At 63.8% G+C, this 25,014-nt stretch carries 25 protein-coding genes; 7 read left to right on the top strand and 18 right to left on the bottom strand.

Annotated features, from left to right (window positions below; translation table 11 throughout):
* Positions 1–12 precede the first annotated feature (12 nt).
* A complete protein-coding gene (locus HOP58_RS12975; RefSeq protein WP_234260509.1) occupies positions 13–1,788 on the bottom strand; it encodes an ABC transporter transmembrane domain-containing protein in 1,776 nt (591 codons plus the stop codon).
* 117 nt (positions 1,789–1,905) lie between these two features.
* Complete coding sequence (locus HOP58_RS12970; RefSeq protein ID WP_234260508.1) at positions 1,906–4,380, bottom strand: NAD-dependent epimerase/dehydratase family protein; 2,475 nt, start codon at positions 4,378–4,380, stop codon at positions 1,906–1,908.
* Between the two features lie 178 nt (positions 4,381–4,558).
* Between HOP58_RS12970 and HOP58_RS12965 the strand changes: the two genes are divergently transcribed.
* On the top strand, positions 4,559–5,284 hold the full coding sequence (locus HOP58_RS12965) for a glutamine amidotransferase (RefSeq protein ID WP_010628081.1): 726 nt from the start codon (positions 4,559–4,561) through the stop codon (positions 5,282–5,284).
* Positions 5,285–5,296: 12 nt separating this feature from the next.
* Here HOP58_RS12965 and yejK read toward each other — a convergent pair whose 3' ends face one another.
* The 9 genes from yejK to HOP58_RS12920 form a co-directional block, all read right to left on the bottom strand.
* Positions 5,297–6,313: a nucleoid-associated protein YejK gene (gene yejK, locus HOP58_RS12960; protein WP_010628082.1), complete on the bottom strand. Its 1,017-nt coding sequence runs from the start codon at positions 6,311–6,313 to the stop codon at positions 5,297–5,299.
* 130 nt (positions 6,314–6,443) lie between these two features.
* Complete coding sequence (locus HOP58_RS12955) at positions 6,444–7,670, bottom strand: GGDEF domain-containing protein (protein ID WP_234260507.1); 1,227 nt, start codon at positions 7,668–7,670, stop codon at positions 6,444–6,446.
* Between the two features lie 221 nt (positions 7,671–7,891).
* Complete coding sequence (locus tag HOP58_RS12950) at positions 7,892–8,653, bottom strand: ABC transporter permease (protein ID WP_010628084.1); 762 nt, start codon at positions 8,651–8,653, stop codon at positions 7,892–7,894.
* Positions 8,650–9,573: an ABC transporter ATP-binding protein gene (locus HOP58_RS12945; RefSeq protein ID WP_026038082.1), complete on the bottom strand. Its 924-nt coding sequence runs from the start codon at positions 9,571–9,573 to the stop codon at positions 8,650–8,652. Before HOP58_RS12945 ends, HOP58_RS12950 begins: the two co-directional genes overlap by 4 nt.
* Before the next feature lie 252 nt (positions 9,574–9,825).
* A complete protein-coding gene (locus HOP58_RS12940; RefSeq protein ID WP_010628086.1) occupies positions 9,826–10,104 on the bottom strand; it encodes a peptidylprolyl isomerase in 279 nt (92 codons plus the stop codon).
* Positions 10,105–10,178: 74 nt separating this feature from the next.
* The gene (locus HOP58_RS12935; RefSeq protein ID WP_234260506.1) at positions 10,179–10,466 is read right to left on the bottom strand and encodes a DUF1330 domain-containing protein; all 288 of its coding nucleotides are present in this window, start codon (positions 10,464–10,466) and stop codon (positions 10,179–10,181) included.
* Positions 10,467–10,483: 17 nt separating this feature from the next.
* On the bottom strand, positions 10,484–10,804 hold the full coding sequence (locus tag HOP58_RS12930) for a hypothetical protein (protein WP_010628088.1): 321 nt from the start codon (positions 10,802–10,804) through the stop codon (positions 10,484–10,486).
* A 2-nt stretch (positions 10,805–10,806) separates the two neighbouring features.
* Positions 10,807–11,697 (bottom strand): SDR family oxidoreductase, encoded by an 891-nt coding sequence (locus HOP58_RS12925; RefSeq protein ID WP_234260505.1) that lies wholly within the window; start codon positions 11,695–11,697, stop codon positions 10,807–10,809.
* Positions 11,694–12,326, bottom strand: a complete 633-nt coding sequence (locus HOP58_RS12920) for a glutathione binding-like protein (RefSeq protein ID WP_010628090.1) — start codon at positions 12,324–12,326, stop codon at positions 11,694–11,696. Before HOP58_RS12920 ends, HOP58_RS12925 begins: the two co-directional genes overlap by 4 nt.
* A 309-nt stretch (positions 12,327–12,635) precedes the next feature.
* Here HOP58_RS12920 and HOP58_RS12915 point away from each other — a divergent pair, with 309 nt between their 5' ends.
* From HOP58_RS12915 to HOP58_RS12905, 3 genes are all read left to right on the top strand, one after another.
* Positions 12,636–13,166: a hypothetical protein gene (locus HOP58_RS12915; protein ID WP_234260504.1), complete on the top strand. Its 531-nt coding sequence runs from the start codon at positions 12,636–12,638 to the stop codon at positions 13,164–13,166.
* Positions 13,138–14,349 carry a methyltransferase gene (locus HOP58_RS12910; protein WP_234260503.1) on the top strand — a complete coding sequence of 404 codons (1,212 nt, stop codon included), beginning with the start codon at positions 13,138–13,140 and terminating at the stop codon, positions 14,347–14,349. Before HOP58_RS12915 ends, HOP58_RS12910 begins: the two co-directional genes overlap by 29 nt.
* 126 nt (positions 14,350–14,475) lie before the next feature.
* The gene (locus tag HOP58_RS12905) at positions 14,476–16,107 is read left to right on the top strand and encodes a sensor domain-containing diguanylate cyclase (protein WP_234260502.1); all 1,632 of its coding nucleotides are present in this window, start codon (positions 14,476–14,478) and stop codon (positions 16,105–16,107) included.
* On the opposite strand, the gene HOP58_RS12900 is transcribed toward HOP58_RS12905, so the two are convergent.
* On the bottom strand, positions 16,076–17,197 hold the full coding sequence (locus tag HOP58_RS12900) for a site-2 protease family protein (protein WP_010628094.1): 1,122 nt from the start codon (positions 17,195–17,197) through the stop codon (positions 16,076–16,078). The genes HOP58_RS12905 and HOP58_RS12900 overlap by 32 nt on opposite strands.
* A 219-nt stretch (positions 17,198–17,416) precedes the next feature.
* Between HOP58_RS12900 and HOP58_RS12895 the strand changes: the two genes are divergently transcribed.
* Positions 17,417–18,427 (top strand): M28 family peptidase, encoded by a 1,011-nt coding sequence (locus tag HOP58_RS12895; protein WP_010628095.1) that lies wholly within the window; start codon positions 17,417–17,419, stop codon positions 18,425–18,427.
* A gap of 89 nt (positions 18,428–18,516) precedes the next feature.
* On the opposite strand, the gene HOP58_RS12890 is transcribed toward HOP58_RS12895, so the two are convergent.
* A complete protein-coding gene (locus HOP58_RS12890; RefSeq protein ID WP_010628096.1) occupies positions 18,517–18,987 on the bottom strand; it encodes a YbaK/EbsC family protein in 471 nt (156 codons plus the stop codon).
* Positions 18,988–19,126: 139 nt separating this feature from the next.
* On the opposite strand from HOP58_RS12890, the gene HOP58_RS12885 reads away from it, so the two are divergent.
* Positions 19,127–19,666 carry a PH domain-containing protein gene (locus HOP58_RS12885; RefSeq protein WP_010628097.1) on the top strand — a complete coding sequence of 180 codons (540 nt, stop codon included), beginning with the start codon at positions 19,127–19,129 and terminating at the stop codon, positions 19,664–19,666.
* Complete coding sequence (locus HOP58_RS12880) at positions 19,663–21,204, top strand: PH domain-containing protein (RefSeq protein ID WP_010628098.1); 1,542 nt, start codon at positions 19,663–19,665, stop codon at positions 21,202–21,204. The genes HOP58_RS12885 and HOP58_RS12880 overlap by 4 nt, the downstream gene beginning before the upstream one ends.
* On the opposite strand, the gene HOP58_RS12875 is transcribed toward HOP58_RS12880, so the two are convergent.
* The 5 genes from HOP58_RS12875 to glnP form a co-directional block, all read right to left on the bottom strand.
* A complete protein-coding gene (locus HOP58_RS12875) occupies positions 21,192–21,596 on the bottom strand; it encodes a glutaredoxin (protein WP_234255452.1) in 405 nt (134 codons plus the stop codon). The two genes, HOP58_RS12880 and HOP58_RS12875, sit on opposite strands and share 13 nt — an antisense overlap.
* Before the next feature lie 83 nt (positions 21,597–21,679).
* Entirely contained in the window at positions 21,680–22,606 is a 927-nt protein-coding gene (locus HOP58_RS12870; protein WP_083861832.1) for a MurR/RpiR family transcriptional regulator, read from the bottom strand.
* Positions 22,575–23,630 carry a C45 family peptidase gene (locus HOP58_RS12865; protein ID WP_010628101.1) on the bottom strand — a complete coding sequence of 352 codons (1,056 nt, stop codon included), beginning with the start codon at positions 23,628–23,630 and terminating at the stop codon, positions 22,575–22,577. The genes HOP58_RS12870 and HOP58_RS12865 overlap by 32 nt, the downstream gene beginning before the upstream one ends.
* A complete protein-coding gene (gene glnQ / locus HOP58_RS12860) occupies positions 23,620–24,348 on the bottom strand; it encodes a glutamine ABC transporter ATP-binding protein GlnQ (protein WP_010628102.1) in 729 nt (242 codons plus the stop codon). Before glnQ ends, HOP58_RS12865 begins: the two co-directional genes overlap by 11 nt.
* A complete protein-coding gene (gene glnP, locus HOP58_RS12855; protein ID WP_010628103.1) occupies positions 24,345–25,001 on the bottom strand; it encodes a glutamine ABC transporter permease GlnP in 657 nt (218 codons plus the stop codon). Before glnP ends, glnQ begins: the two co-directional genes overlap by 4 nt.
* Positions 25,002–25,014: the final 13 nt, after the last annotated feature.

Here is a 25,014-nt window from a genome sequence, read left to right as displayed (position 1 = left end):
CCTCGCGCAAGTTCATGCCTCCGCTCGATGTCGACCGAACTGCAGCTCTGCCAGGTGGCGGTAGAGCGGGCTGCGCTCGAGCAATTCACCGTGGCGGCCGGCGGCGACCAGGCGTCCCTCGTCGAACACCAGCAGGCGGTCGGCGGCGGTCACCGTGGCCAGCCGGTGAGCGATCACCAGGCTGGTGCGCCCGACCATCAGACGGTCCAGCGCCTGCTGTACCAGACGCTCGCTCTCGGCATCCAGCGCACTCGTCGCCTCGTCGAGCAGCAGCACGCTCGGGTCCTTGAGCAGCGCGCGGGCAATCGCCAGGCGCTGACGCTGGCCACCGGAGAGCTGCACGCCGCCGGGGCCGAGCTCGGTATCGAAGCCGTGGGGCAAGGCCTCGACGAAGCCCAGGGCATTGGCGTCGCGGGCCGCGGCGCGTAGTTCGTCCACGGTGGCGTCGGGCTTTCCGTAGCGAAGGTTATCGGCCACCGTGCCGGTGAACAGTACCGGCTCCTGGGCCACCAGGCCCATGCCGGCGCGCAGCGCCTTGGGGTCGCATTCGCGCAGGTCGATACCGTCCAGCGTCACGCGGCCCCGCTCGGGGTCGTGAAAGCGCAGCAGCAGCGTGAACAGCGTACTCTTGCCGGCGCCGGAAGGGCCCACCAGCGCCACGCGCTCGCCGGAGCGAATCTCCAGGTCGAGTGAATCCAGGGCCGGATTTTCCCGCCCTGGGTAGGTGAAGCTCACACCTTCCAGGCGGATCTCACCGCGCAGCGGCGTGGGCAGGGGCGTCGGTGCATCTGGCGAACGAATGGTCGGCTCGGCGTCGAGCAGTTCGAGCAGTCGTTCGGCGGCACCGGCGGCACGCTGCACGTCGCCGGCCACTTCGGCCAGGGTCGCCACCGCCCCGGCCGCCAGCACCGCATAGAAGACGAAGGCCGAGAGTTCGCCCGCACTGATCTCCCCGGCCAATACTGCCCGACCGCCTTGCCACAGCATCAGGCCCACGGCGGCGAATACCGTCAACATGGCGGCGGCGGTGAGCCAGGCCCGCTGGCGGGTACGTACCACGGCGGTGGCGAAGGCCTGCTCGGCTCGCTCGCCGTAGTCGTGGCGGTCGATCGCTTCGTGGGAAAAGGCCTGCACGGTGCGAATGCCGTCCAGTGCCTCGCTGGCGTAGCGGCCCAGTTCGGCCACCCGGTCCTGGCTGTGGCGGGAAAGCCGTCGCACGCGGCGGCCGAACCAAAGGATCGGCAGCAGCGTGGCCGGTATGCCGATCAGCACCAGCGCCGATAGCCAGGGTTGGGTCACCAGCATCAGAGTCACCGCACCCAGTAGCATCACCAGATTGCGCAATGCCAGCGAGATGGACGAGCCGAACAGGGTCTGCAGCACGCTGGTATCGGCGGTCAGGCGTGAGGCGATCTCGGCGGCGCCGCGGTCGCGCCGGGAGGCGCTCTCGAAGTAGGCCGGCTCCAGTTCGAGCAGATGATCGAAGACCTGACGCCGCAGGTCAGCGGCCAGGCGCTCGCCGATCCAGCTCACCTGGTAGTAGCGCAGCGCCGAGGCGCCGGCCAGCACGCTGACGACGGCCAGCATCACGCCCAGGGTCTGGTTGAGGCGGGTGGCGTCTGCGGCGAGAAAGCCCTGGTCGATCACCAGGCGCAGCCCCTGGCCCAGCAGCAGCACGCTGCCGGAGGCCACCAGCAGTGCCAGTGCGGCGATGATCAGGCGGCCGCGATAGGGGGTGAGCAGCGCCAGCAGGCGCAGCAGTACCCGCGGGTCCGGGCGTGGGGTCATGTCGGGTGGTCACTCATGGCAGGCATGGGGATACGATATCAGGGCTGCGGCATCGGTGCATGAGTGAGCCCGGGGCGCCCGCAGGCAACCCCGGTACTCTCTTCAGATCAGCAGGCTTCAGGCCAGCAAGCGGCTCCAAATGCCATACTCGCCGCGGATCGGCCCGCGACGCAGGCAGAGCAAGATCACCGCCACCGCGCAAATCAGACTGTTGATCGTCGCGGCCGTGTCGGCGCCGTGCAGGAAGGGTGTGAACAGCAGGATGGTGGCCAGCGGTATCATCAGCCAGCGGGCCGGACGGGCCGACTCGGCCATGGCGATGACGCCCAGGGTGATGAGCAGCGCCCCAACCAGGTGCTCCCAGTTGGCCAGGGTGCCCTCGGCGCCGAAGGTGATGCGGGTCAGCATCAGCCAGGCGCCGATCAGGATGCACAGGGCCAGGTTCCAGGGCAGATTGACCCCGGTACCCAGCGCGTCGCCGAGAATGGCGGTGGGCTTGCACTGGAAATCCTCGTCCGGCGATTCGTTGGGACCTTCGTCGGTATCGCCGGTGAAGAAGATCTTGAGCACCGGAGCACCGGCCTTGCGCCGCCGCCTGAGGAATTCACCGGTGGCGACGAACTCGTTGAAGGCGTAGGCGATCTGCAGCAGCATCGCCCCGGCCTGGATCAGGCACAGGGTGCACCAGGTGCCGATCAGAATGGGCTGGATGATGATGAAGGTCACCGAGACCACACCGAGGGGGACGATCAACACGCCGAACGAGGCCACTACCCAAGGCATGGTGCGCCAGCGGTTGGCCGCACCCATCAGGCCGAGCATGATCTCCAGCATGTAGACCATGCCGCCCAGGCCGGCATCGGGCACCGGCCAGGCTTCGGAGGCCTCCGAGGTGATGATGTCCTCGGTGCCGTTCAGGCCCTCACGGGTGCCGCCGAAGAATGGGTCCCACACCGCGTCGATGTGCCCCAACTGATAGGCGGCGAGATAGCGTGAGATGAAGAAGCCAACGAAGGCCAGCGCGATGATCGGCATGCGCTGGCGCCAGCTCGACGGGTTGTTGTTCCACCCGGGCGGCGTGGTCGGGCCGGTCATGGCCGCTGCCGGTGAGATACCGGGCGCCGGCCGCACCACCGCAGCGAAGCCGATGGCCAGGGTGCCGACAACGGTGCCGTTGAGGTAGGCCGCGGCGCTGTCACTCCAGAACACCAGCGGGGCGAACAGCACCCAAAGGCCGATCGCCGCGCACACCCACCGCGTCCAGATCAGCTTCAGCGACAGTGAAAGCGCACCGAACAGCGCCAGTAGCAGACCCGAAGCCATGTCGCTGTAGGCCATGGCGCCGTCGTAGCCCAGGGTGGCGGGGGATACCACCAGCCAGGCGCCCAGAGCAATGTTGAAGAAGTGCGCCCACAGGAAGCGGTAATGCTCGCGCTGGGTATGTGCCTGATAATCTTCCAGTACCCGCTCGGGATTGACGCCTTTCTCCTCGGCCTCCTCGATCCAGTCCGGGGGGGTAATGCCATTGGCCTCGTACCAGCCGTGGGGGTCGCTGAGCAGGTGGTCGACCATCGCCTCCAAGGTGTCGAAGACCTCATGGCGCGGCTCCCAGCCGAGCTGTTCCCGCGCCCGGCGGATGTCCAGCTCGTAGTGGTCGTCGGCCATGTCGATCATGAACGGCCGGATGAAGGGCTTCTCGCCCTTGTCGAAATCGTCCGGCACCAGCGGCTCGCTTTTCTCTTCCAGCAGCGCACCGGTCTTGGCCAGCGGCTTGGGCATGACCACGGTCTTCCATTTCTTCTTGCCGTGGATCAGCTCACCCAGACGGTTCTGCAGCGCCTCGTAGCTGACGGCATGCTCCTCACCGATGAGGATTTCGTTCTTTTCGGGCAGTTCGCGGCGCCGGTCGATGGTGCGGCGAAAGGCCTCGATCATGTCCTCCTTGTGCACGCAGGCCTGGCCGGCGTTGGTGTTGCCCGAGTAGAAATGACTCTTGAGGGTGTGCTCGTAGATGCGCGCGATCTGGTGGGAGAGCGTCGGCACGCTGGTCTTCTCGTCGTACATACCGGCCAGGCGCAGCAGGGTGTAGGGCATGCGGGCATGTTCCCTGATCACCTCCTCGGTGCGCGCCTTAGACTGCGGATAGGCCCAGGTGGGGCCGATCGGCGTCTCCTCGCTGACCCGGCGGCCCGGTACCTGAGGCTCGTGCACGAGCATGGTGCTGGAGTAGATGAAGCGCTCGACGTTCATGTCTGCCAGCGCCTCGAGCAGGTTGCGCGTACCCTGCTCGTTGACCTTCTCGTAGAGTGGCGACTCCTCGCCGGTGAAATCGAAATAGGCCGCCAGGTGCACCACGGCGGCGATGTCGCGCCCGTGCCGCTCGGCGATCTCATTCATCGTGCGCTTGATGGAGTCGACCTCGGTGAGGTCGAATTCGTAACTCTCGTCGGCCTCTTCGCCCGCGCTGCGGTCCAGTCCGATGATGTGATAGTCATCCTTCAGGCTGCGGGTCAGGGCGGTTCCTACGCCCCCCGAAGCCCCGGTGATGATCACCACCGGTTTATCCCGGTTTGTGACTTCCTTGCCTTGCATGACCAAGACCCCTTCTCAATCCATGAGCGCACAGAACGATGATGCTCCCTCAAGCTAGTCGGCTTTACCTCAGAACGGCAAACCCAAGTTATTACGCTTGGTGTTTCCATTGGCTATGCTGCTGATGCGGTTGGCGTGTCTGCCAAACCGTCCGGAACGGAAAAGGAGTTTCTTGCGCATGAAGAGTGTCGTTGCCATCCGCCACGTTGCTTTCGAGGATCTGGGCATCTTCGAGCCGATCCTCGAGGAGTTCGGCTACCGCATCCGCTACCTCGACCCGGGACTGCTGGGGCCGGATGCTCTGGAATCGCTGGATGTTGACAGCCCCGAGCTGATGGTGGTGCTGGGCGGGCCGGTTGGCGCCAACGACGATGCGCTCTTTCCGTTTCTCGCCGCCGAGCTGGACGCCATTCGCCACCGGCTCGATTCGGGACGTCCGCTGCTCGGTATCTGCCTCGGGGCACAGCTCATCGCCCGCGCTATGGGCGGGCGGGTCTTTCCGATGCCGGAAAAGGAGATCGGCTTTGCCGACGTCTACCTGACGCGAGACGGACAGGAGGGGCCGCTACGCCACCTGGGCAATCCCGATCACGTCCTGCACTGGCATGGCGACATGTTCGAAACGCCCCCCGGCGCCACGCGGCTGGCCTACAGCCACCCCTGTTCGCACCAGGCCTTCGCCGTGGGCGATCAGGTGCTGGGGCTGCAGTTTCATCTCGAGGTGGACCCGACCCGAATCGAGCCCTGGCTGATTGGTCATGCCGCCGAGCTTGCCGTGGCGGAAGTCGATCCGGTCGAACTGCGTGAGCAGGCGCAGCTGCACGGTCCGGGCATTGCCCGGCGCGGTCAGCAGGTACTGCGCGAATGGCTGACCAACGCCGAGGCTACCCACGACATCGAGTAGCGCCGGGCTGCGTCACTCCTTGCGTTGCTTGAGCTGCTCCTTGAGTTGTTTGGGCACCTGCTTGATGATCAGCCGGTCCTGGCTTTCGTCATACTCGATGGACGACCCCAGCAAATGGGAGTCGAAGCTGATCGAGACGCCGCCGGCGCGGCCAGTGAAGCGGCGAAACTGTCTGAGGGTGCGCTTGTCCGGCGGTATCTCGGGCGAGAGACCGTAGTCGGCGTTGCGGATGTGGTCGTAGAATGCCTTGGGCTGTTGCTCGTCGAGCAGCTCCGAGAGCTCTTCCAGGGTGATCGGCTCGCCGCGGCCGGCCTGCTCATTGGCGTAGTCGATTAGCGCTTCGGTCTTCTCCCGGCTCTGCTCCTCGGGCATGTCTTCGCGCTCGACATAGTCGCTGAAGGCTTTGAGCAGGGTGCGGGTCTCGCCGGTGGCGTCGATCCCCTCGGTGGCACCGAGTACGGTGGCCAGATCCTCCGAGAGCTTTCTGCCGCCGCGATCGTGAATCCACGACAGGTAATGACGCGAAGCGGCGCCGTCGCGCCACTGGGTCAGATTGATTCGCAGCCCCAGGCTCATGCGCGCCAGGTTGAGCTGCGCCGCGGGCACGACCCGCATGGCCGAGTCGATACCGAACCCCGTACGTTGATGCAGCAATGCCACGCCGAGATAGTGGGTTTCACCCTGACGATAGTCGATGCACAGGAGATGGCCGGAGGCGGAGAGGTGCGCGTCGACCAGCGGCAGCAGGCGATTGGCCAGAGCCTGGCTGAAAGCGGCAAAGTCGCTGCGCGCTTCCAGATAGTCGGTCAGCTCTTGGGCGAAGGGCGTTGCCGAGCCCGGTTCGCTGGCGTCCGGCTCCTGAAAGTGACCCCATGCCTTGGTCTTGGCATGGTAGGCATCGTGAAATCCCGACAGCAGGTCTTCCAGCAGCGGCGACGATGCCAGCTCGGCAGTGGCTGCCCGCAGGCTTGCCGGCTGCTCGCCGCTCTCCTTGTCGATCTCGTGGACGATGCAGTGCTGTATCGGCATGACCATCTCCGCCGTGAAGGGCGCCGTGATAGGCGTTGGGTGGGCTGTGCCAGCTACTCGGACAGAGCCTGGGCAGGAGACGAATCATACCGGGCCCGGCGTCGAGTTCAAGCCGGGGTGGTGGCCACGCTCAGGCTCTTGCCGAGAACGCGGGCGGAGCCTCGCCGGCCACCACGACGCAATTTCTGCCGCGCGACTTGCCGACATAAAGAGCGTCGTCGGCGCGTTGCAGTGCCGGTTCCAGCCTCGTTTCCCCTGGCGCGACCTGGCTGATGCCGACCGTGACGGAAAGACGCTGGCCGAGGGGCAGCATGGGGAGCTGCAGGGAGGTCACCTTGTCTCGCAGGCGTTCGGCGATTGAGTTGGCGGTCTCGAGATCGGCCTGGGGCAGGGCGATGACGAACTCCTCGCCGCCGTAGCGGCCGATGATGTCCGTCTCGCGCAGCACCGAGGCGCAACAGGAGGCCACCGTCGTCAGCACCAGGTCGCCCACGGCATGGCCATGATGATCGTTGAGGGTCTTGAACAGATCGATATCGACCATGCAGATGGCCAGCGGCGTGTGCTCGCGATGAGCCCGGGTCAGCTCGCGCTCCGCCAGTTCGAAGAAGTGCCTGCGGTTGGCGATACCGGTCAGTGGGTCGGTACTTGCCATGTGGCGTAGCTGGGCTTCGAGCATTTGGCGCTCCTCGATCTCGCTCTGCAGCTTGCGATTGATGTCGCGCTCATCCATCAGCAGGGCGAACTGCTTGCGCTGCAGCCGGTTCAGTCGGCTGAAGGTCAGCCAGCCCATCAGATTGGCGAAGGCGATGATCATCAGGGTGCTCGCCAGCATGCCGGGGGCCAGGGGTTTCCACAGCAGCGCCAGCAGAATGAAGCCGAACGACAGATAGCCATTCCAGACGAGAATCCAGGTCAGCCGGTTGGGCACCAGCAGATAGATGGTCAGACTGGCCACCACGATGCTCGAGATGTGCAGCCCGACACTGCCCGGGTGGAGGTAGATCGTCAGCAGCAAACCGCTGATGGCGGCGAAGTAGACCAGATTGAGCGGCAGCGGCCGGTGGGCCTGGGCAGGGTCTCGGGTGATGTAACGGGCCAGCACCAGGCAGCTGAGTGTCACGCCGATACGGGTGGTGGCCAGGATGAGAAAGGTGCCGCTTGCGCCGAGCAGGAGATAGTCAGCTGCGATGAACAAGAGGAAGGTGGCAGCAATCAGCCATAGCGCATAGCGCAACTGCTGTGCGTCCTGTAAGCGCATGGTGCGGCGATAGAGGGCTTCCAGCGGGGCGTCGTGAAACTCGACGCACCAATTGAGCGAAGCTCCCTGCCTAGCTTCGTTCTTGCCAGCAGTCATTGCAGTTCCCTTGTGATGGAGCAATGGAGTCGTCGTGGAATGGATCACTCCGCTGCTCGCTTATTCTCGTGTTCTGCTCGTGCTGTAAGTAGTCTGTGCCTCCTGTTACAAATATGTAAACGCAATCTGTGAAAGCATGGCCAATAACGCTCGCGAGCGCCAGCGGCAACTGTGCCGTAGCGCTCAACGCTGCGCGCTAACCACCGGCTGCATGCGTTGCCTCAAGGTTTGAGCCGATAGCCGGTGCGGAAAATCCAGTTGATCACCGCCAGGGCTACACCGAGAAACAGTGTGATGATGGCGAGGCTGGCCCAGATACTCACGTCACCGGTGCCATAGAAACTCCAGCGGAAGCCGCTGACCAGGTAAACCACCGGGTTGAGCAGTGTCACCGCCTGCCACAGAGGGGGCAGCATGTCGATGGAGTAGAAGGTGCCGCCGAGGAAGGTCAACGGCGTGACGATCAGCAGCGGTACCAACTGCAGCTTTTCGAAGCCGTCGGCCCAGATGCCGATGATGAAGCCGAGCAGGCTGAAGGTCACCGCGGTAAGGATCAGGAACAGCAGCATCATCAACGGATGCTGAATGGAAAATGGTACGAACAGCCGCGCCGTGCCGAGTACGATCAGGCCCAGGATGATCGACTTTGTGGCCGCTGCCCCGACATAGCCGAGCACGATCTCGAAATAGGAGATCGGCGCTGAGAGGATTTCGTAGATGGCCCCCGAGAAGCGCGGGAAGAAGATGCCGAACGAAGCGGTCGAGACGCTCTGAGTGAGCAGCATCAGCATGATCAGCCCCGGCACGATGAACGCGCCGTAGCTCACGCCGTCCACTTCGCTGATGCGGGTGCCAATGGCCGCGCCGAACACCACGAAGTAGAGCGACGTGGAGACCACCGGGGAGACGATGCTCTGCAGCACCGTACGCAGGCTGCGAGCCATCTCGGCCTGGTAGATGGTTTTCACCGATTGCAGGTTCATGCACTCTCCCTGACCAGGTTGACGAAGATCTCCTCCAGCGAGCTCTGTCGCGTGTGCAGGTCCTTCACCCTGATGCCGGTTGCCTCCAGGTCGGCCAGCAGCCCGGCGATGCCGGTGCCTTCGTCCTGACGGCTGACGTCGTAGGTGTAGACCAGCGCATGGCCCTCGTCGGCCAATACGAGGTCGTGGCCGCTAAGGGCTGCAGGCACGGCTTCGAGCGGTACCGCCAGGTGCAGGGTCAGCTCCTTGCGCCCGAGTTGCTGCATCAGGGCGGCTTTCTCCTCCACCAGGACCAGCTCGCCGCGACGGATGACACCGATGCGGTCAGCCATCTCCTCGGCCTCTTCGATATAGTGGGTGGTGAGAATGATGGTCACGCCCTGGTCGCGCAGCCCGCGCACCACTTCCCACATCTCCCGGCGCAGTTCCACGTCGACGCCGGCCGTGGGTTCGTCGAGGAACAGCACCTGAGGGTTGTGCGACAGTGCCTTGGCAATCAGCACCCGCCGCTTCATGCCGCCGGAGAGCTCCAGCAGGCGGTTGTCACGCTTGTCCCACAAGGTCAGGGCGCGCAGCACGTTCTCGATATGCGCCGGATCCTTGGGCTTGCCGAACAGCCCGCGGCTGAAGCTGACCGTGTCCCATACCGTGGTGAAGGCCTCGTTGGTCAGCTCCTGGGGTACCAGGCCGATGCGCTCGCGCGCTTCACGGTAGTGGGCCACGTTGTCGAAGCCATCGACCCGGACGCTGCCGCTGGTGGCATTGACCAGCCCGCAGATCACGCTGATCAGCGTGGTCTTGCCGGCTCCGTTGGGGCCGAGCAGGGCGAAGATCTCGCCGCGGCGGATGGTCAGGCTCACCTCCTTGAGCGCCTGGAAACCGCCACCATAGATCTTGGAGAGCTGTTCGACCTGAATCATCGGCGTGCCGGCCTCGCCGCCGTTGCCGGCAGCGGAGCCTGGTTCCGGCATACTGATCCGCGAAGGGTTGGCTGAGAGAGTCATGCGACGTCCCTGTTGGCGAAAGATCGATTCGACATGGCTCTATCCTAGCGCGTGAGGCCGCTCGGCACAGGGGGCCAAACGAGAAAAGCCGCCGTGCGGTTCAAGGCACGAGCGGCTTCTCCTGGAGGTGGCGTCATGCTGTCGCCAATAACCGGCTGTGGCTGGTTATCAGCTACGGCTGGTGATCTCCAGCAAATGATAGCCGAACTGGGTCTTCACCGGACCATGGACCTTGTTCAGCTCGCCGGAAAACACCACCTCGTCGAATTCGCGCACCATCTGGCCGGGGCCGAAGCTGCCGAGGTCGCCGCCCTGGCGACTGGAAGGGCAGGTGGAGTGCTCGCGCGCAACCTCGGCAAAGTCGCGACCGCCTTCGATCTCGGCCTTGAGAGCCTCGCACTTCTCTTCGCTGTTCACCAGAATGTGTCGCGCAGTTGCCTTGGCCATGTCGTGCTCCTGTCGTGAGAGGCTGTCGTGAGATAAAGCCCGCAGCATAGCATGCGTGTACGCAGTGCCGAAGTTTATCCCTCGTAGGCGGCCAGCTCGACCTGGGCCGCCGAGTCGCGCAACGGCACCAGGGCCTGGTACTCGGGAGAAGCGTACCACTGCTCCACGGCCAGCCGGTCGGGGAAGCGCAGCATCACGATGTTGGGATGCCCCGGCTCGCCTGCCAGCATGGCCGTACGTTGACCACGCATGATCACCTCGCCGCCCCAGGGGGCGAGAGTTTCAGGTACCCGTTCGACATACTCCATCCAGCGCTCGGGGTCATGTACCGTAACTTGTCCGACCACGTAGGCACTGCTCATGGGTGTCCTCCTGTTGGTTATCCTCCCACGCCAAACCTTAGCCGCAGGTTCTGCAGGCCGTCGAGCTCCATGCGCACCTCGTCGGAAAAGATAGGGTGGCCCTCGAGACGAACGCTAACCGTGGCGTCGGCGCCGCGATAGTGGATCTCGGCAGCGATGGTGGCTCGTGTACTCAGCGGTGCCAGCGGCTCATAGGTGACCCGTCGCACCTCCACGGCCGAGAGACCGCGCGCCTCGAGCTGCTCATCGATGGCCTGCCTGACGACATGGCCGTAGTAGAAATAGAGGCCTCCATAGGCTAGGGCGGCCAGGAAGATCAACGAAATGAGTCGGCCCAAGTTCAGTCTCCTTTGCGTTCGTCGCGTGTCGATGCCAGCAGTATCCGGTCCATCCCCCGGGTGGTGAGCAGGCGCTTGAGCACGCCGAACAGATGGGTGGGCAGCGTGACATGATAACGCGCTTTCGGCCTACGGCTCTCCAGCGCGTGGATCAGCTTGTCGACCACGGCGTCCGGCCCCAGCGTGAAGGCTCCACCCGAGGATGTCCCTTTCCCTGCCAGGCGAGCCTCGACGACACGGTAGATGTCGCGATGGTAACTACGCTGGGCATCGATGTGCTCGAGAAAGGCGCGGTAGGCGTTCTCGCGGAAGCGGCTGGCGATCGGGCCAGGCTCGATCAGGCTGACGTGGATGCCGCTGCCGTAAAGCTCCTGACGCAGCGTATCGGTGAGCCCTTCCAGGGCGAACTTGGAGCACACATAGGCACCGCGATACGGCAGGGCGGCGAAACCGAGCACCGAGCTGTTCTGCACGATCCGGCCGAAGCCCTGTTCGCGCATGACGGGAACGATGCGCGTGGTCAGTTCGTGGGTGCCGAGCAGGTTGACTTCCAACTGCGTACGCAGCGCCTCGCGGGAGAGGTCTTCGACGGCTCCCGGCTGGCCGTAGGCGGCATTGTTGAACAGTGCGTCGAGCCTGCCGCCTGTGTGCGCCAGCAACTGCTCCACGCAGGCGGTAATGGAGTCGCTCGAGGCCAGCTCCAGCGGCAGTGCCTCGAGCCCTTCGTCGTGCAGGCGCGTCAGGTCTTCCTCGCGCCGCGCGGTGGCAAACACGCGCCAGCCCCGCTTGGCCAAGGCATGGGCGGCGGCATGGCCGATCCCGCTGGAGCAGCCCGTTACCAGCACGCTGCGCTGAGTCGCGTCCTGCCTATTCGTCGTGGCAGCGTGGCTCATGGCAGAGGAATCTCGTTGACCTTGTGCGGTACCTGATAACCGCGTTGCACCGCCGGGCGGGCAGCGATCTCCAGGTACCAGCGCTTCACGTTGGGATAATCGTCGAGAGTGATACGCTGCCACTCGTAGCGCGATACCCAGGGCCAGCAGGCGATGTCGGCAATGGTGTACTCATCGCCGGCCAGGTAAGCGTTGTCGGCCAGGCGTGCATCCAGTACGCGGTAGAGGCGCTCGGCCTCGGCGTGGAAGCGTTCCTCGGCATAGGGGGCCTTGCCGGCGTTGAACTTCAGGAAGTGGTGGGCCTGACCCAGGATGGGGCCAAGCCCGCCCATCTGCCACATCAGCCATTCCAGGGTGCGGTAGCGTTTTTCGGGTTCGCTGGGCAGGAAGCGTCCCGTCTTCTCGGCCAGATAGATCAGGATCGCACCCGATTCCATCAAGGCCGTGCCGGTTTCGGCGTCGCGAATGGCGGGAATCTTGTTGTTGGGGCTCACCTCGAGGAAAGCCGGCTCGAACTGCTCGCCCCGGGTAATGTCCACGGCGTGGGTACGGTAGGGCAGGCCGAGCTCTTCGAGCAGAATGGAAACCTTGCGGCCATTGGGAGTGGTCCAGGTCCAGAAATCGATCATCGTGTAGTCCTTGTCACCGGGAACGGATTGCGCAACATCAGACCCGCAGGGTTGTCGGAGACCTTACCATTCCGTCACCCATCGGCGTAACGGCCAGCTGCACTGTCGGCGCGGTCGGGTTCGTGTGGTGCCATGCAGGCTATGCTGAATGACATGCTGGCTAAATGAGTAGCGTGGCACGGTCGGGAGTTCAGTGTGCCACACACGGGGCCTGGCGTTTTTTCACGGGGCTTGTCAGTCAGGTAAGTGCCCGGGAGAATGGCCGCGACGCAGTTGCCGATGCGTGCCGAAGCACGTCAAGGGGGAAACATGAGGGTGAGAGCGACGCTGTGGTCATGGCTGGGGCCTGTGATGCTGCTGGCCATGACAGGGGCGGCCCAGGCCCAGGAGGAGGTCGAGACCGTCGGCATGATGACGGGGCTGCTGGATGGCCAGGAGCGCGAATGGTTCATTCTTAGCCAGGGTCTGGACTCCAACGCCACCTTCACCGAATTGGGCGATCGGGTCGTGATCGATCTGGTCGGCTTCACCGCACCGGACAGCTGGCGTGTGCGTGATTCGCTCTCGCTCAGCATCACCCTGGTGGAGGGTGAAATCGCCAAGTTCGATCTGTTGCACCCCATCGGTGCCAGCGTGATGCCGCCGGTATTCACTTCCGACAACGCCGAGGTTCGCCTGGCCTTGGATACCTTCGAGGTGGAAGGCAGCAAGGCTCATGTGGTGGGTAGGGTGGAGGGCGTTCTGGCCCTGCAGCAGGCCCTGGGCGAAGAGGCGAGCCTGGAAGAGGGTATCGACATCGCGGTGGAGTTCGATGCCAGCGCATCCCGCATCGAATATTGAGCCGCAGTTTTCCCGCCTTACCGCTCTGCTGGCCGAATGGCAAGCGGTCTGGCGTCCGCTTCCGTTCACTCAGCGTCGCGCCGCCTGGTGTGACCGTTACCCGGAACTGACCGAAACGCTGCTGGGGCTCAGCGACGCCCATCTCGCCCATCTGCAGGCCGATCCCTGGCACGACTCTCCGCTCGCGGACCGACTGCCGGTCGCTGAGCTGGCCGAGCTGGTCGAACTGTCGCCACTGTCTTCCACAGGCGAGTCGTTGCCGGAGGCCTGGAGCCAACATGTCGGCGGGCGCAAATGGCAACAGATCGAGGCCTTCGTCCGGCACCTGGACGTCGCGCCCCATGAGCGCTTGCTGGAGTGGTGCGCTGGCAAGGGGCATCTTTCCCGCGCCCTGGCCAGGTGGCATGGCCGGGAGGTCAGCGCCCTGGAGTGGCAGGCCAGCCTATGCGAGGAAGGCCAACGGTTGGCTGTGGCGCAGCAGGCGGCGGTACGGTTGTACCGGCAGGACGTGTTGGCCGACGAGGTGGTGGGTTTTCTCTCTGCCGATACGCATGTCGTCGCGCTGCACGCCTGCGGCGACCTGCATCTCGGGCTGCTCGAGCGCGCCGTGGCATCGGGCTTCGCCGTGACCCTGGCGCCATGTTGCTACCACCGCACGCAAGCGGCGGACTATCGCCCCGTATCTCAGCTCGGGCGGACGTTGTGTCACAGTCACTCCCTGCATCTGGAACGTGCCGACCTGGCGCTGGCGGTTCAGGAAACCGTTACGGCGCCGCTGGGAGTGCGTCGGCATCGTGAGCGGGCCAATGCCTGGCGGCTGGGTTTCGATGAGCTGCAGCGCGAGCTGCGTGGCGTGGATACCTACCTGCCTGTGCCCAGCCTGGCCTATGGCCAGATGCCCGAGCGCTTCGACGCCTTCTGCCACTGGGCGGCGCAGTGCAAGGGGTTGGCGCTTGAGGACGGACTCGACTATCGGCGTTACGAGGCCGCGGGCTGGCAGCGGCTGGCGGAGGTGAGCCGGCTGGAGCTGGTACGTCACCTGTTTCGGCGTCCGCTGGAGATTTGGCTGGTCATGGATCGCGTCCGGCGGCTTGAAGAAGCCGGCTTCAGGGTGGAAATCGGCACATTCTGTGCGCATCGATTGACCCCGCGCAATCTATGCATTCGCGCCAGGACGTCATAATCTCAAAGTATCGGCAGGCTCATGCCTTCAGCTCAGACTGAAACTGCCGAAATAACGATATGACCATTATTATAACGACGCCTGCTCATGTTCGAGACAAGCCGTCGATACGCAAGGGGCTCGCCGTTGACCAGTGACGATAACGCTTCGTTCTTCGAACAGCTGTTCAATACCAATCCGGCCATCAAGCTGCTGATCGACCCCAGCGATGGGCGGATCGTCGATGCCAATGCTTCCGCCGTGCGCTTCTACGGCTATCCCGCCGAAGTGCTGAAGCAGTTGAGTGTCACCGACATCAACTGCCTCGATCCTGAGGTGGTGCTCGCCAACATGGCCAAGGCGGAAGCCTGCCAGCAGCTGTTCTTCGAATTCAAGCATCGCTTGGCCAACGGGGATGTGCGCGACGTGCACGTCTACTCGGGGCCGGTCTGTCTCGAGGGGCGCGAATATCTCCACTCGATCATCATCGACGTCACCGACGAGAAGCGTTACTACGCTCAGTTGGAGACCTACAACGACTTGTTCCATAACCTCCCCGTAGGGGTCTATCGCAACTCCGCCGAGCCGGAAAGCCGCTTCACGGCAGCCAATCCCGCCATGCTGAGGATCTTCGAGGCCGAGTCGCTCGAGGCATTGCTGGGGGTGCGGCCCTCATCGCTGTATGTTTGCAGCGAGGAACTCAAGTCGTTCATCGCGGATCTGGAACGGGACGGGGTCGTGAGCCGCCGCCCGCTGCGTCTGCGTACCTTGAAGGGAACGCTCATCCACACCGAGGTCACCGTGCTGCGCCAGGTCGCGGAAGACGGCAGTGTCGACTTCAGCGGCATCGTCGAGGACGTGACGGCTCGCCATGCCGCCGAGATGAATCGGGATCGGCTGACACACCTGCTGGACGCTTCGCCCGACATCGTCGCCATCGCCGATGGCCAGGGCCGTGTGGTCTATCTCAACAAGGCCGGGCGCGACCAGTTCGGCGTTCTGCCCGACAAGCTGGCCGATGCGTTGGTCAGCGCGCATCCGCCATGGGTGTGCCATCTCATCGAGGAGGAAGGTATTCCCTACGCCATGGAGCACGGCTACTGGTACGCGGAGACCGCCGTGCTGGGGCGTGACGGTGAGATTCCCGTTTCACAACTGATCGTGACGCGCCGCAATGAAAGCGGCGAAATCGACAGCATCGCTACCATCATGCGCGACATCAGTCAGACCAAACAGCACCAGGCGGAGCTCGAGTATCATGCCGGCCACGACCCGCTTACCGGGGCGGTCAACCGTAACCGCTTTCTCGATCTGCTGGCCCGCGAGCGTAAGAGAGCGCATCGCAGCGGCGAGCCGCTTAGCCTGATCATGTTCGATCTGGATCACTTCAAGCGCATCAACGACACCTTCGGTCACAGTGTTGGAGACATGGTGCTGAAAAAGCTGGTGCACACCTGCCATGCACTGCTGCGAGACGTGGACGTGCTGGCGCGCTGGGGCGGCGAGGAATTCATGGTGCTGCTGCCGGCCACGCCGCTGACGGGGGCGGTTAACCTTGCCGAGCGGCTGCGTCAGGCCATCGCCGACGAGCCGTTTACTCCAGTTCCGACTCTTACCAGCAGCTTCGGCGTTGCCGAGCTGGGGGAAGAGGAAGCAGAGGCACAGTGCTACAAGCGCCTCGATAAGGCGCTCTACCGTGCCAAGGCGACCGGGCGCAACCGGGTCTGCATGGCCGAGCCGGCCACACTCAACGGTTCACTTCCAGATGAATCTCGATAGTGCGAAGCAGGCGCTGCCGATCGATCCAGCCGCTTACCCGCCCATCCTGCATGACCGGGATCTGATTCAGCCCGTGCTCGTTGAGAAGCTGAAGCACTTCGTCGGCCTTGGCTCCGGGTGATACGTGATGCAGCTTCTTCACCGGTGTCATGATGTCGGCAACCTGGGTCGAGGCCCACCGTGAGTGCTCTACATGCCGCGCATCGCTGAGTGATACCAGTCCAACCACTTCGGCGACGTTGGTCCCCACCAGGAAGGCCCGACGACCGGAAGGCAATACGTCCTGATGCAGCCACGCCTCAATGGAGCGTTGCGGATCTACCAGCGGTATCTCCGCTTCGGCCAGGTCGCGGGCGCGCACGCCGGCAAGCCGCTCCCTGAGCATGTGCATGCGACCCTGTGCCTGGGTCATGTTGAGCAGGAACCAGGCGATCAGCATGATCCACAGGCCGCCCACGAGATTGCCAGCCACCAGATTCCAGATGGCCAGGCCGAACAGGCCGTAGGCGACCAGCTTGCCGCTGGCAAAGGCGGTTTCGTTGGCCTTCTTGGCGTCGCCGGTCACTTTCCAGACCAGCGCTCGCAGCACGCGACCACCGTCGAGGGGGAAGCCGGGAATGAGGTTGAATAGCGCCACCAGCAGATTGATCGTTGCCAGCCAATTCAGCGCAACGGTAAGCGGTTGGTACCAGCCCGCCGTCAGCATGGCCAGCACAGCGAAGGTGGCCGCCAGAGCAAAGCTGACGATTGGCCCGGCAATGGCGATCGAGAACTCATCGTTTGCCTTGTCGGGGTCGCGGGCCATCTGGGCTACGCCGCCGAAGATGAACAGAGTGATGGCCGTGACGGGTACGCCGCGGCGGATGGCTACCAGGCTATGCCCCAACTCATGGGCCAATATCGAGGAGAAGAAGAGCAGAGCCGTCACCAAGGCAGTGAGCACGGCGGTGGCGGTGGTCCAGTCCGGATACTGATGCCTGAACCCTGCGCTCATGGTCATCAACAGCAGGGCAAAAATGATCAGCCAGCTGATATGGACTTCCAGCCGGATGTCACGGAAACGCCCTATGACCAGCACGGACTTGAACATCGACGGCCACCTCGCTCTGTTTGGTCCCAGTTTGGCGGCATTATGAGAGGAAATCCAAGCCGTCTGGCCGTTAGGCATGTTTCCCCTTTGCAGCAACGGGTCAGGCACCTATCTTGAGCAGGGTGGGGTGTCCAGGGAGAGGGAGATGATGGCAACGGACCGCGAAGACCTCGGTAACAGGGCCGGTAGCGCTGCAGGTACCGCTGAGAGCGGCCTGAGATGAAGCGTACCCGCTCGCCGCTGGCGGCCGTGCTGGGCGGGCTGGGGCTCGTCTGCGTTCTCGTGCTGGGCGGAGGCTACTGGCTGATGTTGCATATGCCCGGTACATCCTTCCGCGGCGAGCCGCCGCCACTGAGCGCCGAAGGCGAGCGGCTGAGCGAACGGCTTCACCAGCATGTGCGAATCCTGGCGGATGAGATCGGCGAGCGCCACTACTGGCGGCCGGAGGCGCTCCAGGCCGCTGCCGATTACATCGAGCGGGCCTTCCAGGAGGCAGGACATCGGCCTCGGAGGCTGGAAGTGCCCACCGGCAGCCGGGTATTTCACAATATCGAGGTGGAGCTGCCCGGTGCCCGGCGCGCCGATGAGGTGCTGGTGGTGGGGGCGCACTACGACACGGTGCGTGGTAGTCCCGGAGCCGACGACAATGCCTCCGGCGTGGCCGTACTGCTCGAACTGGCGCGCCAGTTGCAGGGAGCAGAGCTCGATCGTTCACTGCGGCTGGTGGCGTTCGTCAATGAAGAGGCGCCGTTCTTCGGCAGCGATGCCATGGGTAGCCTGCACTACGCGCGGCAGGCCAAGGCCGAGGGGTGGACCATCGTGGGCATGATCTCGCTGGAGATGCTCGGCTACTACAGTGACGAGCCCGGCAGTCAGTTCTACCCATTCCCTCTCGATCTGTTCTATCCGGACCGGGGGAACTTCCTCGCCTTCGTCACCAAGCTGGAATCGCGCCGGCTGCTCCATAACGCTATCGGTGCGTTTCGTCGTCACGCGACGGTACCTTCGGAGGGCTTGGTGGCGCCGCCGCAGATGGGCGACATACATCGCTCGGACCACTGGGCGTTCTGGGAAATGGGCTTTCCGGCCATGATGCTCACGGATACCGCCAACTTCCGCAACCCTCACTACCATCGCCCCAGCGACACCCCCGAGCGATTGGACTACGTCACCATGGCCAGGGTGACCGAGGCCCTGGCGGCCATGCTCGAGAGCATGGCCCAACGATAGCGCAACAGCAGGCTAGGGCCCCGCGCGGGCGAGACCCGAGAGCACCCGACCGGGGCGACCGGGTGCGAAAATCACTACCACCGGCTCGTTCAGTGATGACGGCTGAACTGGCCGTGGGGGCATTCGCCCATCAGCTTCTCGAACTCCCTGCCGCTCATGTGCAGCAGCGTTTCGTGATCGCCGGCGTCGAAATAGATATCCGGCTGGTGTCGCAACATGTCGTCGACATAGACCTGCAGGCCATAGGCCTGGCCGACAGGAGTGATGGCCCCTGGGTCGCAGTCGTTGAAGCGATTCACGATCTCCTCTTCCTCGGCCAGTTCGACCGGTTCGTTGAACAGCCGCGACAGGCTCTCCAGATCGGCATCGCAAGTGCTGGGCAGCACCGCGACGCGATAGCCGGAGCGGCCGTGCAGCATGATGGCCTTGGCGAGCTGCTCACCGGTAACGTGCGACTGTTGGGCAATGCGGCTGGCACTGACTTCGTAGTCGTGCTTGACCTCCTCGTAGTCGATATCACAGGCTCTCAAGTATTCCCTTAGGGTGGCCGGGATCGCCATGACACTGTCTCCCTCGGCGCAAGGGCCGACGTTCGCTGGTGGAGCGCATCCATGCTGCAGTGTTTTCCTCATCTATCAGCATAGCGCCTGTGGGCCTGCTGAGCAGGGTGTTCGCCCAGCCGTCGAGCAAGGAGCCGATGTGACCTTCACCAATGCTTCGCTGGATCCACAGAATCTCCCTGCGCTTGCGGAGGCGCCATTGGAGCCCGTTTCTCCTCGTCTGGCGCCCTGCCAGGCAGTGCTGCGCAGCCTGCACTGGCTGCTGCTGACGGGGCTGGCCGCGTTAGTGCCCTTCATGATTGCCGATATCGCCGCCTGGCAGCCGTGGCCGGCGGTCGCTGTGGCTCTGCTGGGCGCCAGCGGCATCGTGCTCGGCTGGCTCGAGGCGCGTCGCCGGGCCTACGGCCTGCGTCAGCACGACCTGATCTATCGGCGCGGCCTGCTGGTGCAGAGCACTCAGGTGCTGCCGTTGGCTCGCCTGCAGCACATCGAGACGACGAGCAACCCGGTCGAACGTGCCTTCGGCCTGGTACGCCTGGTGTGCTTCACGGCGGGAGGAAGAGGGGCGGACATGGTACTCGAAGGCTTGACCGCCGATCGGGCCGCGGCGATTCGTCAGCATCTGCTGGCCCGCCTTGAGAGTGCGGAACCGGAGCCCACGGGGGCGGATGCGCCATGAGCGAAGCGTCGCCACTCGGCGAAAGGCAGGGCGGAGAGTTGAAGTGGCAGCGTCTTTCACCTTGGGCAGTACTCCTGCTGCTGCTCAGCGGCAGTGCGTCGCTGCTGCGCCAGCACATGCCGCTGGTACTCGGCGCCGGGGCCGGCCTGGCACTGGTGGAGCGCCTGGGCCTGCGTGAGCTGGCGCTGGGTGGGGCGGTGCTACTCATCTTGGCAGTGCTGATCAGCCTGCTCTACTACCGCCGCTTTCGCTACTGCTGCGACGGCGATGTGCTGATCGTGCAGAAGGGATTGTTGGAGCATCGCGAGTTCAAGGTGGCGGCACGCCACGTGCAGAGCATCGTCATTCGCCAGCCGGTCTACATGCGCCCCTTCGGCCTGGTGCTGTGGGAAGTGGAAACGCTGGCCGGCGAAGCCTCGCGCATCGCCTTGCCGGGCATTCGCCGCGAACGGGCGGAAGCGCTCGAAAGGGAGCTGCGGCCGCCCGAGCAGTGGCCGGGCGTAGCGTCCGAGTCCGCCCCGGCGGCGGAGAGACAGGTCGTGCCGTGCTTTGCCATCAGTGGCAAGGCCATCGTGCTTCATGGTCTGGCCAGCCGTTCGATCTATCTCATCGCGGCGATGCTGTCGCCGCTGGTGCGCCCGCTCGAGCGCTGGCTGCACGACCGGCTGCCGCAGCTAGATCTCGACACCTGGATGCCGGGTTCGCCGCTGCTGGCGGTCCTCGTGGGACTCTTGGCGGCGCTGACATTACTGGCATTGTTGGCCATTCTGGCGGCCTGGTGGCGCTTTCACGGTTTCGTGCTGCTCGACGCCGGCGAGCGACAGATCCAGCGCAGCGGCCTGTTTCATCGCCAGGAGCAGACCCTGAGCCTGGCGCGGCTGCAGGTGGTGGAGTGGGTACAGACGGGGCTCGGCCGGCTGCTCGGGCGTGGCTATCTGGTGTGTCATCAGTACGGTGCACTGGGCGGCGATGCGGGGGAGTCGCGCCGCTTCCTGGTGCCGGGGCTCAGCGAGGCGCAGGGGGCGGCGCTGACGGCCCATTTCTGGCAGACCTATTCAAGGCAGAGCGATTCAAGACAGGGTGCTGCCGGGCAACCGCTGCGGCGTGTCGACCCCAGCTATCGGCGGGTGCTGTTCCTGCGTTACCTGTTGCTGCTCGCCGGTGGGGCGGTACTGGTGCTGGGCGTGTTGATACCGCTCGAGCTCTCATGGCCTGCCTGGAGCGGCTTGGCCGCGGTGCTGCCGCTGTTGGCCGCCGTGTTGGCCCACTGGCGCTGGATCGCGACCGGCTGGGCTCAAGAGCAGGGCTTCTTGCGCGTTCGGCGCGGGGTGGTGGGCCAGCGCACCGGCATCTTTCCCATGCAGCATCTCATCTCGCTGCGGCTTCAGCAGAGCTGGCTGCAACGCCGGCGCGGCGTTGCCACCCTGCACCTGGAGCTGGCCAACGGTCGCCAGACCCTGCCCTATCTGAAGGAGGACGATGCCCGCCGCCTGGCCGATACGCTGCTGTTCACCGCCGAGAGCGCTCAGCTCGTTTGAGCATCAGCACCGAAGCGCCGGTGCAGCCAGGCGTTGATGGCGTTGGACTCGTACAGCCACTCATGGCGGCCATCGTCATGCTCGATCAGCAGGCACGGAACCTTGACCTTGCCACCGCCTTCTTCCAGCTCAAGGCGACGATCCGGGTCGAGCTGGGCATCGCGGACCTCGATCTTCAGGCCCAGCCGTGCCATCTCCTTGCGCACCTTGATGCAGAACGGGCAGGAGCGAAACTGATACAGCGCCAGCTGGCGGCACGCCTCGTCGACCTCAGCCTGCTCCTGTTCGCTGCGTTCGACGCTCTGCGGCGTGGAGAGCTTTTCGGCGATCAGCATGACCGGCGACAGCACCAGCCGTACGCCGCGAAAGAAGTAGCGCAACACGATTCTCATTGTGACCCCAGGATGAATGAATTTTTCACGGGCCACATGATGCCGTGCCAGGCATCGAGTTCCAAGCCAAGGGGCACAAGAGATCAACGCATCTCGATTTTCAGCTCGTCGATGAAGCGATCACGGCGTGACAGCGCCTCGGCAGCCGTTTCACCCGATAGCGTGGCGCACGTATTGACCAGACATTCCACAGCACTCAGGAAAGCCACCATGCTGTTCGAGATGAAGCTGGTTTCGTGAGGTACCAGCAGGGCCTGTTCGGAGTGGCGTACAAGCGGGGAGTTGGACATGTCCGTGACCACTAGGACCCGGATGCCGTGGTTGCGGGCCGCCTTGCAGACGTTCACCACTTCACGTGTGTAGGGTTTGCAGCTAGCGGCGATCAGCACGTCGTCGGTACCCATGCCGGCCAGACCCTCGGCAATGCCGTGACCGCTGTCGCTGAGCAGACTGACGTCGGAGCGCAGCATTCCCAGGCCGTAGGCCAGAAAGCTGGCGAAGGCATGGAACTGACGCACGCCGTACAAGCGAACGCGGGCTGCATTCATCACGGCGTTGGCAAAGGCTTCCAGTTCGTCGCTGCGCAGGTTGTCCAGCAAGCGCTCTATATTGCGGCACTGCTCGCCGGCAAGCTGGCGAGCCTGATTCAGCAGATCGCTCTTGTCCGCGGCCAGGGCAACGCTGGCATGCTGGCGGTAGAACGAATGGGGCGGGGTCAGCGAGTCGCTGAGAAGGATGCGCTGGAGCTCTCCGAAGCGAGTATAACCGAGCGATCTGGCCAGCCGGGAAATCGTCGAGGGATTGACTTCGAGCTTCTCGGCCAGCGCGGAGATGGAGAGCAGCGCCGGGTCGCCGCGCAGTTCGATCAGTCGCGAAAGCACCTCCTGAGCCTTGGGTCCCAGGTGTCGGTCACTTTCGCCTCGGGCGATGGCTAGGGAGAGGGCTCGGAGCGACTCGAGGTCGGATGGGGCGCGTTCGTTATCCGTCAAAGAGGGTGTGTCTGCTGCCATGAAAGGGCTCGCTATGGCCAGGTGGGTGTATCTCCCATTGAACGCCGTCATTAAGCAGGCGGAACACGCCAGTCGCAAGGGTATTCTCGTGATCGGGGTCGTCTGGCGCACGACGATAGATGGGCAACCCGTTGCCCCCGGTATCTCGCAAGATGCGTAGGGGGTCTAGCTGCGTCGATGCAATCAGTTCGTCGCCTCGCTGCTGGCGGTCGCGAGAGGAGCGGGTGATCGTCTGACCGTCCTCAGCTCGTGGATGGTGCAGCGCATGGTTGGCGTGCACATAGGCGTTGTCGATGACTTTGATGGATAATTGGCCGCTTCCTATTTCTACGCTGTAGAGCCTGCGCTCGCCCTGCTGGGCCAACGTGAAATGAAATCCCCCGCTGGCCGGTGCCTCAGCGAGCAGGCTGAGAATGGCGTCAAGTGTGGGTTCGGCCAGCATGGCGCGGCCCAGCACCATGCGGGGTATCGCGGGTACTACGCCATCGAAGCGCAGGTTGTTGACGGCCTGAACGATGCCTAACTCGGTAAGGGCGAAGGTATGACCTGGCAGTGAGCCTGGATAGCAGCAAGCCATGAAGCTCGGCTGGCCGACCGGCGACAGCTGAGCCACGAAGACGTCGCCGTCGAAGCAAGGGAGCCCATCTTCGTTGTGTGCGATGCAGGGCTCGTGGCCAGGAAGGACGACGGTAGTGCATCCGTCCGGACAGTGAGTGAGCAAGTCTCCTCGGCTGTTCCATGCGAAAACCTGCAGAAAGGGCAGTTCGAGCCCCTCGGCCAGGCCTTCGAGCTCTTCGAGCACCCAGGGGAAACGGCTCCTGCAGCATGCCAGCATGCGAGCGACCGCAGCATCGTGACGGGGATGGGTGATGTCTTGCCACAGCTCGCTGGACAGCAGCTTGTCATGCACGGCACGGTGTCCGGCCTGCCCCAGTGCATAACCCAACTGCCGGTGATTGCCGCTAGCGCGCAGGCATCCCAGCCCGGCTCGGCGCTCCGTGCCGTTCGGCGGGTCAATGTACATGTCTGAGAAAGTCCTTGAGCCTGGGGTTGGTGGGAGCCGAGATCATCTCTCGCGGGTCTCCGTCGACGGCGATCTTGCCGTGTTCCATGAATATCAGGCGTGAGCCCACCTGCCTGGCGAAGGACATTTCATGGGTCACTACCACCATGGTCATCCCCTCTTCTGCGAGTGTGCGCATCACGTTGAGCACCTCCTGTTTCAGCTCGGGGTCGAGCGCCGAAGTCGGCTCATCAAAGAGCATCACCTTGGGTTTGACGGCCAGCGCCCGGGCGATGGCAACACGCTGCTGCTGCCCACCGGAGAGTGAGTCGGGATATTGCTCGGCTTGAGCTTTCAGACCCACTTTGTCGAGCAGCGCCAACGCTTGTGCCCGTGCTTGAGTTCGGCTCATGCCGCGTACGTGCCTGGGGCCGAAAGCGACGTTCTCCACGGCGGTCAGCTGCGGAAAAAGGTTGAATTGCTGAAATACCATGCCGGCTTCCTGACGAATCTCTCTCAGCCGAGCGTTACCTGCCAGCACGCTGAGGTCATCCACCACCAAGTCTCCGCCGGTGATCATTTCCAGCCCGTTGATACAGCGCAGCAGCGTCGATTTTCCCGATCCCGAAGGACCAATCAACACGACCACTTCGCCGCGGTCGATGGTAAGGTCAACCTCATCGAGCACCTTGAGCGAACCGAAGTGCTTGGATACGTTTCTGAATTCGATGATGCTCATAGAATCTTCATCCTTCTCTCGATGAAGCGCAGCATTAGGGTCAGGCTTCCGGTCATGATGAGATACATGATGGCGATGGCGCTCCAGATCTCCACGGCACGGAAATTGGCCGCCATGATTTCCTGCCCGGTTCGTGTCAGCTCACCGACGCCGATCACGATGAACAACGAGGTGTCCTTGAGGCTGATGATGAACTGGTTGCCAAGAGGTGGAATCAACCGCCGAAAGGCGAGTGGCCCGACGATATAAAGCAACACCTTCCAGCGGGGCAGGCCGAGAGCCAGTCCGGCCTCGGCGAGGCCACGACTGATTGATTGCAGGGAACCCCTGACGATCTCGGCAATGTAGGCTCCCGCATTGATTACGATGGCGATCATGGCAGCGGTGAGCGGGTCGATGCGAATGCTCGCCAGCACCGGCAACGCAAAGTAGAGAAACATTACCTGCACCACGATGGGTGTGCCGCGAATCACCTCGATGTAGACCATCGCCGTGTAGTTGAGCAGCCAATTGCCGTAGGCGCGCATAAGGCCTGCGATGGCGCCTACCGCCATGCCGCCGCACAGCCCCACTACGGTGATGAAGATCGTCATCTGTGCACCTTTGAGCAGCTGAGGCATGAAGGTGACGATGACGGACCAATCCGTATTCATTGGGAACCTCGAG

This window comes from Halomonas sp. MCCC 1A11062 (assembly GCF_021404355.1).
Classification (GTDB): Bacteria; Pseudomonadota; Gammaproteobacteria; order Pseudomonadales; family Halomonadaceae; genus Halomonas; species Halomonas aerodenitrificans.
This window is presented reverse-complemented; position numbering and strand designations above follow the sequence as displayed.

Coding starts and splice junctions, on each gene's coding strand:
- HOP58_RS12975 (WP_234260509.1), bottom strand. CDS start 1,788: ATGACCCCACGCCCGGACCCGCGGGTACTGCTGCGCCTGCTGGCGCTG.
- HOP58_RS12970 (WP_234260508.1), bottom strand. CDS start 4,380: ATGCAAGGCAAGGAAGTCACAAACCGGGATAAACCGGTGGTGATCATC.
- HOP58_RS12965 (WP_010628081.1), top strand. CDS start 4,559: ATGAAGAGTGTCGTTGCCATCCGCCACGTTGCTTTCGAGGATCTGGGC.
- yejK (WP_010628082.1), bottom strand. CDS start 6,313: ATGCCGATACAGCACTGCATCGTCCACGAGATCGACAAGGAGAGCGGC.
- HOP58_RS12955 (WP_234260507.1), bottom strand. CDS start 7,670: ATGACTGCTGGCAAGAACGAAGCTAGGCAGGGAGCTTCGCTCAATTGG.
- HOP58_RS12950 (WP_010628084.1), bottom strand. CDS start 8,653: ATGAACCTGCAATCGGTGAAAACCATCTACCAGGCCGAGATGGCTCGC.
- HOP58_RS12945 (WP_026038082.1), bottom strand. CDS start 9,573: ATGATTCAGGTCGAACAGCTCTCCAAGATCTATGGTGGCGGTTTCCAG.
- HOP58_RS12940 (WP_010628086.1), bottom strand. CDS start 10,104: ATGGCCAAGGCAACTGCGCGACACATTCTGGTGAACAGCGAAGAGAAG.
- HOP58_RS12935 (WP_234260506.1), bottom strand. CDS start 10,466: ATGAGCAGTGCCTACGTGGTCGGACAAGTTACGGTACATGACCCCGAG.
- HOP58_RS12925 (WP_234260505.1), bottom strand. CDS start 11,697: ATGAGCCACGCTGCCACGACGAATAGGCAGGACGCGACTCAGCGCAGC.
- HOP58_RS12920 (WP_010628090.1), bottom strand. CDS start 12,326: ATGATCGATTTCTGGACCTGGACCACTCCCAATGGCCGCAAGGTTTCC.
- HOP58_RS12915 (WP_234260504.1), top strand. CDS start 12,636: ATGAGGGTGAGAGCGACGCTGTGGTCATGGCTGGGGCCTGTGATGCTG.
- HOP58_RS12910 (WP_234260503.1), top strand. CDS start 13,138: ATGCCAGCGCATCCCGCATCGAATATTGAGCCGCAGTTTTCCCGCCTT.
- HOP58_RS12900 (WP_010628094.1), bottom strand. CDS start 17,197: ATGTTCAAGTCCGTGCTGGTCATAGGGCGTTTCCGTGACATCCGGCTG.
- HOP58_RS12895 (WP_010628095.1), top strand. CDS start 17,417: ATGAAGCGTACCCGCTCGCCGCTGGCGGCCGTGCTGGGCGGGCTGGGG.
- HOP58_RS12890 (WP_010628096.1), bottom strand. CDS start 18,987: ATGGCGATCCCGGCCACCCTAAGGGAATACTTGAGAGCCTGTGATATC.
- HOP58_RS12880 (WP_010628098.1), top strand. CDS start 19,663: ATGAGCGAAGCGTCGCCACTCGGCGAAAGGCAGGGCGGAGAGTTGAAG.
- HOP58_RS12875 (WP_234255452.1), bottom strand. CDS start 21,596: ATGAGAATCGTGTTGCGCTACTTCTTTCGCGGCGTACGGCTGGTGCTG.
- HOP58_RS12870 (WP_083861832.1), bottom strand. CDS start 22,606: ATGGCAGCAGACACACCCTCTTTGACGGATAACGAACGCGCCCCATCC.
- HOP58_RS12865 (WP_010628101.1), bottom strand. CDS start 23,630: ATGTACATTGACCCGCCGAACGGCACGGAGCGCCGAGCCGGGCTGGGA.
- glnQ (WP_010628102.1), bottom strand. CDS start 24,348: ATGAGCATCATCGAATTCAGAAACGTATCCAAGCACTTCGGTTCGCTC.
- glnP (WP_010628103.1), bottom strand. CDS start 25,001: ATGAATACGGATTGGTCCGTCATCGTCACCTTCATGCCTCAGCTGCTC.